The organism is Flavobacterium sp. UBA7680, assembly GCF_002482975.1.
GTDB lineage: Bacteria > Bacteroidota > Bacteroidia > Flavobacteriales > Flavobacteriaceae > Flavobacterium.
In genome coordinates this window covers 40,239-51,120 of record NZ_DLHA01000014.1, presented here as the reverse complement: position 1 = coordinate 51,120, position 10,882 = coordinate 40,239, and the positions used below count along the sequence as shown (strand labels likewise).

Here is a 10,882-nt window from a genome sequence, read left to right as displayed (position 1 = left end):
ATGTCCCTTTCAATTTCTAATTCTTTTATCTGTTTCCGCAGCTTCAGCAGCTCGTTTTTATGGTATATTTCAGCTGAGGTCTTCTTTGTGGTAAATCTGCTTTCCTGATAGAGCTTCTTCCAGTGCTGCAGGGTACTTGTGCTGATATTGAGTTCTCTTGCCACGTCACAGACTCTTCCGCAGTGGATGCTCATGGAAGCGGCCAGAATCTTAAAGCCTAAAGTAAAGGTTCTCCTCGTATTTTTCATGCTGTTAAAATTAGCAGGAATAAAATTAGCTGCCAGTCAGAAATTTTAGGCAATATATCCTCATTTTTTACTGCCTCAGATAAACACTGCCTAAGCGTTTAGTCGCAAATAAGGTATCAACTCCACTTTGAATCGGGAAGAATAATGCTCCACAGAATCAATGAATTATTGGCAAATGATGAAGTTTTCGCCTTTGAAACGACTTTGGCCACAAAAAGCTATAAAGAGAAAGTGATTTCGGCTCAGGAAAAAGGATATAAAGTGGTTCTTTTATTTTTTTGGCTCGATAGTGTTGACCTGGCAATTGAAAGGGTCAAGACGAGGGTTCAGGAAGGAGGACACAATATTGAAACCGATGTTATTAAACGCAGATATAAAAACGGAATAACTAATTTGTTTGCTATATATTTGCCTATAGTTAATGAGGCATTGATTTTTGACAATACAGCTGTAAAAGCTGAATTGATAGCACAAAAAACTTTAGGCAATGATATTGAAGTTATAAATGAAATCAAGTTCGATAAACTCACAAAGAACCAATCATGAGAGAATACAAATCAACAACGACACCGACTCAGAAGAAGATTATAGAGGCAATGGATAAAGTTTCTGAAAAATTAATTGAGTTTAAAAAGAAATATAACAGCGATCTAGTTGTTATGCAGGATGGCAAGATTGTAAGGATAAAAGCCAGTTCTTTATAAAAAGTATAGCTCTAAGCATCGACAGCTCTCAGAAATGAGGGCTGTTTTATCTTTCTATCTTTAGTAACTTAGTGTTTTTTCTTTTTCGTATCTAAAGTTTCGAACCTAAATTCGTCAGGCTTTGATATAGCTGATTTTTCATTTTTCCAAATTCCGATGTGCCACGATTCTGCCACAAAACTTAGACGGGTGAAATATATTAAAAAAATGCCTTAACTTTTTGTGGCAGAAAAGGTATCAAGTCCAAATTCTGCCACAAAACTTCCACTTTCAAATATTTCCGAAAAACCGCCTTAACTTTTTGTGGCATAAAAGGTATTCATTCCAAAAATACTGCGCCACGATTCTGCCACGGAATTTTTAGTGTTTTTGAAAACGTTGAACGTTTAACTAGTTTAAAATGAGTGTCATAATTCGTTATTGTTTGAAAAGCAAAAAAATAGTTTATATTAAATAATCGAAAAAAACTGTATCATTAAAAAGAATTGAAGAAAAATATAAACTAAATTTTTATGGTAAAAAAAGGTCTTAAAATATTTATTAGATTAGTTACAAATTTTCTAAATTAATTGCATGTTGGTCCTTAGGTTATTTTACAAAGTATTTCTTCTTCAACCAGAAAGCAACGTTAACCAGTGCAATAAGCGCCGGTACTTCTACCAATGGCCCGATAACTCCTGCAAATGCCTGACCGCTGTTTATTCCAAACACACCAATTGCCACTGCAATGGCAAGTTCGAAATTGTTTCCTGTGGCGGTAAAAGCTATTGCAGTTGCTTTTGAATAGTCAGCACCGAAATATTTTCCAACAAAGAAGCTGATGATAAACATGATGGTAAAGTATATTACCAATGGAACTGCGATACGAACAACATCCATAGGAATCTGGACAATAAGCTCCCCTTTAAGGCTGAACATCACTATGATGGTAAAAAGCAACGATATAAGGGTAATAGGAGAAATAAATGGTACATATTTAGTTTCAAACCATTCGGTTCCTTTAATTGCAATTAGAGCATAACGGCTTATGATTCCAAGAGCAAAAGAAATTCCTAAATAGATACCGACGCTCTCGGCAATCTGTGAAATGCTGATATTGACTTCGAAGCCATCATATCCAAAATAGGGAGGTAGAATGGTTATAAAAATGTATGCATATACGCTATAAAGCAGCACCTGAAAAATACTGTTAAGTGCGATAAGTCCTGCTGCATACTCACGGTTTCCGTCTGCCAGATCGTTCCATACCACAACCATTGCGATACAGCGTGCCAGACCGATCAGGATCACTCCAATCATGTATTCAGGATATCCGTTCAAAAACAGGAGCGCCAATAAAAACATTAAGACAGGGCCTACGATCCAGTTCAGGAATAAAGAAGCACCTAAGACTTTAGTGTTTTTGAAAACCTGACCCATCTGCTCGTATTTTACTTTTGCCAGAGGCGGATACATCATCAGGATAAGTCCTATTGCCAATGGAATGTTTGTTGTTCCGCTGGAGAATGAATTGATGAAACCTCCGCTTGAAGGAATAAAGTATCCTATTGCCACGCCTATAGCCATAGCAAGGAAAATCCAAAGGGTTAAGAAGCGGTCAAGGAAGCTTAACTTTTTGCGTCCGACGGCTGGTGCACAATTATTTGCTGACATTTTATTTTTTTATTTGTGAGAATACGTAAAACATTTCAGTTCCTATCTGCAGGCTTCGCTCCAGATAAGTTTCCTTCTGCTGAGGCGTTCCGTCAGAAATTTTTGGATCATCAAAAGTGATCGGGATTCTTTTCTCTGCGCCTGCTATAAACGGGCATCCTCCGTCAGCCTGCGAGCAGGTCATTATTGCTGCGAATCCGCTTTCAGGATTGAAATCATCATCATAGGTTTTGGAAAAACCGATGACAGGAAGTTCATCAGCTGAATATTTTATGGAATAAACCGGGTTTGATCCCTCTGAAAGCGTTTTAATCTTAAATCCTGAATCCTTCAAAGTCTCCGCTGCCATCGGGAAAAGGGCAGTAGCCTCTGTTCCCCCTGAATAGCATGAAACGTTTTTGATGCTGTAATAGGCAGCCGCAGTCTGCGCCCAAACCTGCGAGAGATGGCTTCTTCTTGAATTATGCGTGCAGATCAGGTTTAGCCTGGTTTCCAGCTTACTGTGCACTTTAGTCTGAATGAAGTCGATTAATGGCTGCAGGACTGCTTTGCGATCTTCGGAGATCTGCTTAAAATCAAATGATTTAACGGTATTCTCAATTTGTGGATATAACATAGTTTTTTGGCTGTAAAGGTTTATTAATTATCTGTTTAATGATTAGCAGCATCCTGCCCCCGGGGTGCATGAAGAAGCATTATCAGTATTTAGCTGAGATAATTTTACGTCAGGCTTATCAGATGGAATACCGCACTGCTCCTGAGCAAGGCAGGCTGTCTGCTTATTTAGTAAAGTGAAATTTTTGCCGTTAAAATCCAAATCGTATTTACCGATAGTAGTGTTCTGATACTCCACTTCAATTTCACTGTCTTTAATTCCCAATACTTTTTCTGAAAGCTCAATGATGTGGATCAGTTTCTGAGGTTTAAGCCTGTGCTCGTAGTCGTTGGCATCCCAAAGCTGAAAGTTTACAACCGTTTCTTTTCTAACTGTTCCTCCGCAGTCGATGAAGTTTTTGGTAACCAGACCTACTTCAGTTACATGAAAATATTCAGGTACAAATGTGCCGTCCGGCAGTTCAAAATTTACAGCTTCCACTGTTTTAAGCACTTCTTTAATTTCTGAAAGTTTCATAATTTTTTATATTTAGTTAAACTATATTTTTTATTAATTAATAACGGAGCTTCTTCTTTCAAGAAGCGCAGTATCTCTCCAAATACCATTTTGTTTTCCGATCTTCTCCCTTATGCCTAGTATCCTGAAGCTCGCTTTTTCGTGGATGCGGAGGCTTGCTGTATTCTCAGGAAAAATCCCTGCCTGAAGCGTCCAGATTCCTTCTGCTTCGCTCTGTCTGACAAGTTCATTTAAAAGGGTCAGCCCGACTGCTTTTCCCCAGTGTGCAGGATCCACGTATACGCTCACTTCTGCAACCCCTGCATAAACGCAGCGTGAAGAAACAGGGGTAAGGGCAGCCCATCCAATCACTTTCCCATCTTCCTGCATAGTAATTCTGCAGGATTTAAGATGTGAATTGTCCCAGTACTCCCATGAAGGAGCGCTGGTTTGAAAAGTAGCGTTGCCGGTATCTATCCCTTTTTGGTAGATTAATTCTACCTGCTGCCAGTCTTCAGCTGTAAGTTTTCTAATTTCCATATCTTGTAGATTAACAGCATTCATTTCTCTTTTTAGCAAGATGATTTGATATATGCTCAAAGAACCCTTTTATCTTTTGCAGTCCAGGTTCATTGATACAGTAGCAGATAGAATTTCCTTCAATACTTCCTTTGATTAAGCCGGCATTTTTTAATTCTTTAAGATGCTGTGAAACCGTAGGCTGTGAAAGAGGAAGTTCATTTACAATATCTCCGCAGATGCACGCATCTACTTTTAATAAATATTCCATAATAGCAATACGCGCAGGATGCCCTAGTGCCTTGGCTAAAACTGCCAGTTCATTCTGGCTGTCGGTAAAGTGATCTGTTTTTGTTGCTCCCATTGTTTTATATTTATATTGCAATATTACGATAATGTATTTGATTAGCAAAATGATATCGGTTATATTTATTTTTTTAAGAAATATTTCAATAAATTATAACCTTATAATAAAATCAAAACCCCCTAAATCAAAAAGCTTTAGGGGGTGTATCAGTTGGAATTATTTGTAAATATTAGTAATTATTTATACTTAATATTAATACTAATAATATCCGAAGTCATATTTGTAGTTCTAGTATAATGACCATAACGAAGTTCTAAAGTATTCCAGTGTTTAAGTCCAAAGACTCCATTTAACGGCGTAAACTTCATGCCCATTCCAAAGAAACTACTGTCAAACTTTGACAAATCATAATTACTGGTGTAGTATTCATCGGCTGGGGTATGTTCACCATATGGTTTGAAATACTTCGTTCCGGTTTGAGTATAATATCTATAAAACGGACTCAGTGAGAATGCCTGCGTTAGTTTTATCGGAATTTCAAGATCAGCGGTATGAGCTTTTAAACTCCAGTCATCAGTATAATACCTGTAGTAAGCGCGGATAATTATATTGTCCCCTACGAAATAACTGGCACGGATTCCTAGTGGAATTTTCAGTCTGGTATCCGGCATTTTTTCCTGATGAACAGAACCATCTTCAAAATAAACTCTGTGAAATGGAAGACTCAAATAACCATTTTGACTGATAACATCTCCTACAAGCATTATCTGCAGGTCTTTGTTTATAACCTGCGAGTAACTCAAAGTTCCTGCAAAAGTATTTCGGTTGGCACTGCCATAACCTTCTTGGCCTGGTGGACGCAGTTCAACCGGTTCAATTAGTTTTAACTGATCGATAAAGGTTTGAAACTTAGCTGTAAATTCTCCGTTTTTGTCTTTTGTTTTTTGTGAAAAACTAATGTTTCCTCCAAAAGACTGGTAATCAAATTCGGTCGATGATGAAACGCCAATTCCCAGTGTTCTTCCTTTTTCTTCGTTTTCTCTCAGATAAGTTAGAGAAGGGTAGAAGCGGTTGTCTGAAGAGGATGCAGATGAATTGTCACTCAAATCAATCATATCTGATGAGGCAGAGGTATAGTGGTCAATACCGGCTTCAATATCAAAAGTATGTTTAATTCCGGTTTCTCCGTATTTTACCAGTTTAACATCTATGGTATTGGCAATATCGGTAAGATGTTCAGAACCAATTCCTCCTGTAACAGCAGAATTGTTTCCGTCTTGTTTATAATAACTGGAAACCAGATTTACCTCTTCCAATTTTAATTTTCTGCTTTTGTAAGCTGTGGAATCTGTAGGTACATTTTGCGCTCTTACCTGAAATAATGCCAGTAAGGCAAATCCTGTAATGAATATTCTTTTCATTTTTAATTTTATGAAAATTAGTTACAACCGCAGCCGCCGCCGCTTTTTCCTGAATTTGCTCCGGAAGCTCCTTCACGGTAGGATTGAAAGCTGAGTTCTGTCTTTTCGATTTTCCTGTTAGAAAGTACCATTTCAGAATCGTTGATTTTTCCTTTTTGATATTCTTTTACCGAAGTACAGGAGGTGAGTAGAATGCCTGTAAAAGCAATACTGCAGAATAATACGAGCGCTTTTTGTTTTGGCTTTTTCATTTCAGGTTGATGTTTTTTGAAGTGTAAATTTTATTGTTGTCGTCGATAATAATACAATATAGATCCGGAATCTGGTCAATTAGAAACAATCCTGCCTTAATTCCCATAACAGCTATTGGAGTGGCCATTGCATCAGCAAATTCAGCATTTGAAGCGATAATGGTAACACTTTTTATTCCGGTTATTGGCAGTCCTGTTTTAGGGTCAATAGTATGAGAATATTTTTTTCCGTTGATGGTTACGAATTTTTCATAATTTCCAGAAGTGGCAACTGCCTTGTTGGATATTTCCATATAAGAAAAAGCAGCATTTGGCGCGTCAGGATTGGCAACACCAATGGTCCATTTTTGCCCGTTTGGCTGTAGTCCCCAAGCACAAAGATCTCCACTGGCATTTATAATACCACTATGAACATTATTTTTAAGCAGTACTTGTTTAGCCATTTCTGCGGCATAACCTTTTCCAATACCACCAAAACCAATCCGCATTCCTTTTTCTTTTAAAAACACAGTAGCATTTTCTCTGTCCAGAATAATGTTTCTATAATCAATTAGATGTACCATTTTTTTTGCTGTCAGTGCATCAGGAAGACTGGTCATTGTTTTGTCAAAATTCCAAAGACTTTTGTCAAGACTTCCATAAGATATGTCAAAGGCTCCCTGAGTTATTTTTGAAATTCCAATGCATCTTTCGATGAGATTAAAAACTTCCTGATCTACTTTTACAGCTTTAACTCCAGCATTTTTATTAATTAGATTTGTCTGGCTGTCATCCTTATAAGTAGTAAGTAGTTTTTCGATTCTTCTAATTTCGTCAATGGCAAGATTAATATTTTCATTTCCCGCTTTCTCATTTGCGGCAACAACTGTAATAGTAAAATTGTTCCCCATAAGTTTTAGGGATTGTGAATATTTTTGATTTTTCAGTATGTTACTTTTTGCTATCACAGATCGCTTTTATTTCGGCAGTCCACTCATCAGGTGTAGTTTCAGGTTTGCCGTGCCAGGTTTTGATTACTTTTCCATCGCCATCCAAAAGTAGAGTAAGAGGGAAACTTCCTTCTTTGTTATAAATTTCGGCTAAATCTTCGTTACGTTTTACCTGTTCCGGTGTACCAATATTTTTCTTCTTTCTAGGAAAATCAGCATTTACCAATACTAAATTTGAGTTCGCCATATCAGTAAATACCTGGCTCTCTAAATAATCCCTGCGAAGAACAATACATGGACCACACCAATCTGATCCGGAAAAATTGAGCAGAATCAGTTCGTGTTTTTCCTTTGCAATTTTTTTTGCATTATTAAAGTCAGGTTCCCAATTTATAGGAATTACTGTCAATAAAAGGAATAAGGTAATTAGTTTCATTTTAAAGTCTTGTTTTTAGGTCTTTACGAAATAACGAATTGTTGTATATCTTATTTTTTTTATTTGCTTAAGATTAGATTAATTTTTTACTGGACGAGAAAATAACTCTTTTTTAGGTGTTCAATTCATTTTAATATCGTCTTACTTCTTCGGATAAATGTATTAAATCTCTTAATTACGGATAATGATTTACATCACTTTTGAGATTGATGGGGATCATTTGTTTTCCAATCTGCTTTTTTGAATTTTACCTAACTATAAAAAAGGATAATGCTTTGTTTATTATCATTCAAAGCTATAATTTTTAAATTTTTTTGCCATGAAAAAAAATAATGATGTTTTACTTAAAGAAGTAAAAGAAGCGATCAAATGGGAGCCTATTTTAAATTCTAACGACATAGATGTTAGCGTTAATGATGGTATTGTAACCCTTGGAGGTACGGTAGATAATTATACGCAGAAAAAAGAGGCGGAGCAAACTGTTAAAAATATTGCTGGTGTAAAAGCAGTTGTCGACGATGTAAAAGTTGATCTATATTTTTCAGCAATTAAAAGTGATACCGATATAGCTGCATCAGTTGTTAAGGTATTGCGTGAAAACTGGGCCGTTCCTGACCATCTGCTCAAAGTAACAGTAGAGAATGGATGGGTAACACTTGAAGGGATTTTGCACTGGAATTTTCAAAGAAAAGCAGCAGAGAATGCTATTCGTTATTTAGAAGGTGTTAGGGGAGTAATTGATAAAATAAAAATTGAGGCCGAAATAAAAAATGAACTAGAAAAGGAGTTCGTTGAAAAAGCGCTTCGTCGCAGCTGGTTGCTTGATATTGATAATATACGGGTTAGAGTCGATAATAAGACTATTACTCTCAGTGGTATTGTGAGTTCACTATTTCAGAAAGAGGAAGCAGAAAGAATTGCATGGAATACACCTGGTGTATGGTATGTAGATAATGAGCTTTTAGTCGAATTTGATTGATTTATGCAAACCTTAAATAAAAAAATATGAAAAGTAATGATATTTTGCAAAGAGAAATTCAAGAGGCGCTCAAATTCGAGCCTTTGCTGCATGCAGCCGAGATTGGAGTTATTGTAAAAGAAGGTGTAGTTACCTTAACAGGAAATGTTGACATGCTTGTTAAAAAAACAGAAGCCCTGCATGCTGCAAAAAAAATTAAAGGTGTGGCAGCAATTGTAGATGAAATTCAGGTTATACTTGAAAAAACTTCCTATACCACTGATCAGGAAATTGCAACTCAAATTGTCACAAAATTGAAAGAGAATCAGGTCGTTCCGCAAAATACGGTTGGTATCATTGTAGAAAAAGGCCGTGTAACTGCAGAAGGTATTTTACCATGGAATTTTCAAAGAGAGCTCGCTCTGGAATTAATTAGAAACCAGAAGGGAGTAAGGGAAGTTACCAATAACATTAAACTTAAAAGAGAAGTATACGATCAGGTAGAGAAAGAATTACTAGAAAAGGCATTACAAAGACATTGGGCGTTTGATACAGATGAGATCGATGTTGAGGTTGCTGGTGCAACTGTACAATTATCTGGAATCGTTGGGTCAATTTTTCAAAAAGAAGAAGCTGAAAGGATTGCGTATAAAACGCCGGGAGTAATCAAAGTTATCAATCATTTAAAAGTGAACCTTGAACAGCCTTATTTGTGTTAAATAATTAATCGATTGAAATTATGACAGAGCAAGAAACTCAAAGTGATAAGTCAGAAATTAAGTTTTTAGAAGGGCCACAGTCGAGATTTGCTGAACTGAAATTTATAATTATTATTTTATGGGAACTGATAAAATCCTTTCGTAAACTCTATTACATTGGTCCTTGTATCACTTTTTTTGGATCTTCCCGTTTTAAGGAAGATCACGTTTATTATGAATTTACCAAAAGGGCTGCAGGTGAATTTGCCAAACTTGGTTTTACAATAATGACAGGCGGAGGACCAGGTCTTATGGAAGCCGCTAATCGCGGAGCAAAAGAAGTGGGTGGGAAGACTGTTGGTTGTAATATTAAACTGCCGGTTGATCAAATACCTAATTCTTATCTCGATAAATGGGTAGAGACAAAACATTTTTTTATTCGTAAAATACTTTTGGTAAAATATTCTTTTGCCTTTGTAGTTATGCCCGGAGGTTTTGGAACATTAGATGAATATTTTGAAGCGCTTACACTTATACAGACAGGCAAGATTAAAAACTTTCCAATAATAATTTTCAATACACAATACCATAAAGCGCTTATTGAGCATATTAATCTCATGAAAAGTGAGGGAACCATTAATGATGCTGATTCGAAATTATTCATGATTACAGATGATATTGAACAGGCAAGGCTTTTTATAATTGAGCATAGCATTAAAAATTATGGATTAAAACCAAAATTTCACCGTACGCCCATTCAATGGATTTAAGGTTTTTAGCTTTTCATTTTACATTTGTAATTTAAAATTTTAGTCTTTTGAAATCTTTTTTAAGCCGAATGATTCTATTCTTTCTGTTTATGACTATTATGAATTATATTATTGCTAAGCATATCCTGTATAATTAGTTTTCCATATGCATGTGCAAGACTATTGGTGTTTAAGGGATTAAAGGATTGTGTCTGTACGGAATATTCTAATTTTTGATCTGGCATTGTAAATAGATTACTTTCCCAAAAATAATAGGTATCATTGACATAATATCCTTCCTGGTAGATTTTAGTGTAAATAGCGTTATAGTAAATAGAGAAGTCATTATCATTATATGGGTCTATCAAATCATACATACTTTTTGGAGCATAGTACTTTTCTTTTTGTTTATTGAGCAATACAATCGTTAAAACGGCAGCTATATCATCTTGCTGTAATTGTTTTATGATCTCTTTTTCATCTTTTCCTTTAAATGCTTCAATGCCATAAAGTTCAATAGATGGAATGGCATCATAACCAAGGTTGCACAGATCGTCAGCAAGGTGATTTTCCATTTGCCACTGAAGCGATTGGTCTGATTCTTTTATCAATCCAACTACGACAATACGACCAGTTTTTACATTTAGCTTCTCCGAGGCCTGCCATGAACTAATTATACTTGAGCTAGAGCATTGAACTAAAAAAACAGATAATACTATAATGAACCATATACTTCTTTTCATTGTAATTGTTTTTTGATTACCCAAATTCTATTATAGCATAAGATTATGATTTCAATCTTGGTTGAAAATGAAGAGGATTTTTAAAAGTAATGCTCAAAGATAGTGAACCATTAAAGATACTACTGCTATTACGAAAAAGCAGGGTTTTTTAAGAT

Annotated in this window: 16 protein-coding genes; 5 read left to right on the top strand and 11 right to left on the bottom strand. The window is 35.9% G+C overall.

Going from position 1 to position 10,882, the window contains the following annotated elements:
- A partial coding sequence (locus B3C18_RS02330; RefSeq protein ID WP_291141759.1) for a transposase occupies window positions 1-248 on the bottom strand: 248 nt, incomplete at its 3' end.
- 144 nt (window positions 249-392) lie between these two features.
- Here B3C18_RS02330 and B3C18_RS02325 point away from each other — a divergent pair.
- On the top strand, window positions 393-794 hold the full coding sequence (locus B3C18_RS02325; protein WP_291141756.1) for a hypothetical protein: 402 nt from the start codon (window positions 393-395) through the stop codon (window positions 792-794).
- On the top strand, window positions 791-952 hold the full coding sequence (locus tag B3C18_RS02320; RefSeq protein ID WP_291141753.1) for a hypothetical protein: 162 nt from the start codon (window positions 791-793) through the stop codon (window positions 950-952). Before B3C18_RS02325 ends, B3C18_RS02320 begins: the two co-directional genes overlap by 4 nt.
- A gap of 588 nt (window positions 953-1,540) precedes the next feature.
- On the opposite strand, the gene arsB is transcribed toward B3C18_RS02320, so the two are convergent.
- The 9 genes from arsB to B3C18_RS02275 all read right to left on the bottom strand — a co-directional run bounded on the left by arsB (window position 1,541) and on the right by B3C18_RS02275 (window position 7,579).
- Window positions 1,541-2,605 carry an ACR3 family arsenite efflux transporter gene (gene arsB / locus B3C18_RS02315; RefSeq protein ID WP_291141750.1) on the bottom strand — a complete coding sequence of 355 codons (1,065 nt, stop codon included), beginning with the start codon at window positions 2,603-2,605 and terminating at the stop codon, window positions 1,541-1,543.
- A 1-nt stretch (window position 2,606) separates the two neighbouring features.
- Window positions 2,607-3,221, bottom strand: coding sequence for a low molecular weight phosphatase family protein (locus B3C18_RS02310; protein WP_291141747.1), 615 nt, complete (start codon window positions 3,219-3,221; stop codon window positions 2,607-2,609).
- Window positions 3,222-3,263: 42 nt separating this feature from the next.
- Window positions 3,264-3,737: a DUF6428 family protein gene (locus B3C18_RS02305; RefSeq protein ID WP_291141744.1), complete on the bottom strand. Its 474-nt coding sequence runs from the start codon at window positions 3,735-3,737 to the stop codon at window positions 3,264-3,266.
- Window positions 3,738-3,770: 33 nt separating this feature from the next.
- On the bottom strand, window positions 3,771-4,256 hold the full coding sequence (locus B3C18_RS02300; RefSeq protein ID WP_291141741.1) for a GNAT family N-acetyltransferase: 486 nt from the start codon (window positions 4,254-4,256) through the stop codon (window positions 3,771-3,773).
- Window positions 4,257-4,266: 10 nt separating this feature from the next.
- Window positions 4,267-4,599 (bottom strand): ArsR/SmtB family transcription factor, encoded by a 333-nt coding sequence (locus B3C18_RS02295; RefSeq protein WP_056199462.1) that lies wholly within the window; start codon window positions 4,597-4,599, stop codon window positions 4,267-4,269.
- 179 nt (window positions 4,600-4,778) lie between these two features.
- Window positions 4,779-5,963: a DUF3570 domain-containing protein gene (locus B3C18_RS02290; RefSeq protein WP_291141733.1), complete on the bottom strand. Its 1,185-nt coding sequence runs from the start codon at window positions 5,961-5,963 to the stop codon at window positions 4,779-4,781.
- A 17-nt stretch (window positions 5,964-5,980) separates the two neighbouring features.
- Window positions 5,981-6,214: a DUF4266 domain-containing protein gene (locus B3C18_RS02285; RefSeq protein WP_072965097.1), complete on the bottom strand. Its 234-nt coding sequence runs from the start codon at window positions 6,212-6,214 to the stop codon at window positions 5,981-5,983.
- The gene (locus B3C18_RS02280) at window positions 6,211-7,104 is read right to left on the bottom strand and encodes an FAD:protein FMN transferase (RefSeq protein WP_291141726.1); all 894 of its coding nucleotides are present in this window, start codon (window positions 7,102-7,104) and stop codon (window positions 6,211-6,213) included. The genes B3C18_RS02285 and B3C18_RS02280 overlap by 4 nt, the downstream gene beginning before the upstream one ends.
- A 40-nt stretch (window positions 7,105-7,144) precedes the next feature.
- Window positions 7,145-7,579 carry a thioredoxin family protein gene (locus tag B3C18_RS02275; RefSeq protein ID WP_291141723.1) on the bottom strand — a complete coding sequence of 145 codons (435 nt, stop codon included), beginning with the start codon at window positions 7,577-7,579 and terminating at the stop codon, window positions 7,145-7,147.
- A gap of 319 nt (window positions 7,580-7,898) precedes the next feature.
- On the opposite strand from B3C18_RS02275, the gene B3C18_RS02270 reads away from it, so the two are divergent.
- From B3C18_RS02270 to B3C18_RS02260, 3 genes are read left to right on the top strand one after another with little or no spacing between them, the layout of a single operon-like run.
- Complete coding sequence (locus B3C18_RS02270) at window positions 7,899-8,558, top strand: BON domain-containing protein (RefSeq protein ID WP_194655990.1); 660 nt, start codon at window positions 7,899-7,901, stop codon at window positions 8,556-8,558.
- Window positions 8,559-8,584: 26 nt separating this feature from the next.
- Window positions 8,585-9,256 (top strand): BON domain-containing protein, encoded by a 672-nt coding sequence (locus tag B3C18_RS02265; protein WP_291141715.1) that lies wholly within the window; start codon window positions 8,585-8,587, stop codon window positions 9,254-9,256.
- A 20-nt stretch (window positions 9,257-9,276) separates the two neighbouring features.
- Complete coding sequence (locus tag B3C18_RS02260) at window positions 9,277-10,005, top strand: TIGR00730 family Rossman fold protein (RefSeq protein ID WP_291141712.1); 729 nt, start codon at window positions 9,277-9,279, stop codon at window positions 10,003-10,005.
- A 74-nt stretch (window positions 10,006-10,079) separates the two neighbouring features.
- Here B3C18_RS02260 and B3C18_RS02255 read toward each other — a convergent pair whose 3' ends face one another.
- The gene (locus B3C18_RS02255) at window positions 10,080-10,727 is read right to left on the bottom strand and encodes a hypothetical protein (protein WP_291141709.1); all 648 of its coding nucleotides are present in this window, start codon (window positions 10,725-10,727) and stop codon (window positions 10,080-10,082) included.
- Between the last annotated feature and the right edge of the window lie 155 nt (window positions 10,728-10,882).

What these genes read in the sequence shown, in the direction of transcription:
- B3C18_RS02285 (WP_072965097.1), bottom strand. Translation starts at nt 6,214, where the DNA reads ATGAAAAAGCCAAAACAAAAAGCGCTCGTATTATTCTGCAGTATTGCT.
- B3C18_RS02255 (WP_291141709.1), bottom strand. Translation starts at nt 10,727, where the DNA reads ATGAAAAGAAGTATATGGTTCATTATAGTATTATCTGTTTTTTTAGTT.
- B3C18_RS02305 (WP_291141744.1), bottom strand. Translation starts at nt 3,737, where the DNA reads ATGAAACTTTCAGAAATTAAAGAAGTGCTTAAAACAGTGGAAGCTGTA.
- B3C18_RS02310 (WP_291141747.1), bottom strand. Translation starts at nt 3,221, where the DNA reads ATGTTATATCCACAAATTGAGAATACCGTTAAATCATTTGATTTTAAG.
- B3C18_RS02290 (WP_291141733.1), bottom strand. Translation starts at nt 5,963, where the DNA reads ATGAAAAGAATATTCATTACAGGATTTGCCTTACTGGCATTATTTCAG.
- B3C18_RS02270 (WP_194655990.1), top strand. Translation starts at nt 7,899, where the DNA reads ATGAAAAAAAATAATGATGTTTTACTTAAAGAAGTAAAAGAAGCGATC.
- B3C18_RS02300 (WP_291141741.1), bottom strand. Translation starts at nt 4,256, where the DNA reads ATGGAAATTAGAAAACTTACAGCTGAAGACTGGCAGCAGGTAGAATTA.
- B3C18_RS02295 (WP_056199462.1), bottom strand. Translation starts at nt 4,599, where the DNA reads ATGGGAGCAACAAAAACAGATCACTTTACCGACAGCCAGAATGAACTG.
- B3C18_RS02320 (WP_291141753.1), top strand. Translation starts at nt 791, where the DNA reads ATGAGAGAATACAAATCAACAACGACACCGACTCAGAAGAAGATTATA.
- arsB (WP_291141750.1), bottom strand. Translation starts at nt 2,605, where the DNA reads ATGTCAGCAAATAATTGTGCACCAGCCGTCGGACGCAAAAAGTTAAGC.
- B3C18_RS02260 (WP_291141712.1), top strand. Translation starts at nt 9,277, where the DNA reads ATGACAGAGCAAGAAACTCAAAGTGATAAGTCAGAAATTAAGTTTTTA.
- B3C18_RS02275 (WP_291141723.1), bottom strand. Translation starts at nt 7,579, where the DNA reads ATGAAACTAATTACCTTATTCCTTTTATTGACAGTAATTCCTATAAAT.
- B3C18_RS02265 (WP_291141715.1), top strand. Translation starts at nt 8,585, where the DNA reads ATGAAAAGTAATGATATTTTGCAAAGAGAAATTCAAGAGGCGCTCAAA.
- B3C18_RS02280 (WP_291141726.1), bottom strand. Translation starts at nt 7,104, where the DNA reads ATGGGGAACAATTTTACTATTACAGTTGTTGCCGCAAATGAGAAAGCG.
- B3C18_RS02325 (WP_291141756.1), top strand. Translation starts at nt 393, where the DNA reads ATGCTCCACAGAATCAATGAATTATTGGCAAATGATGAAGTTTTCGCC.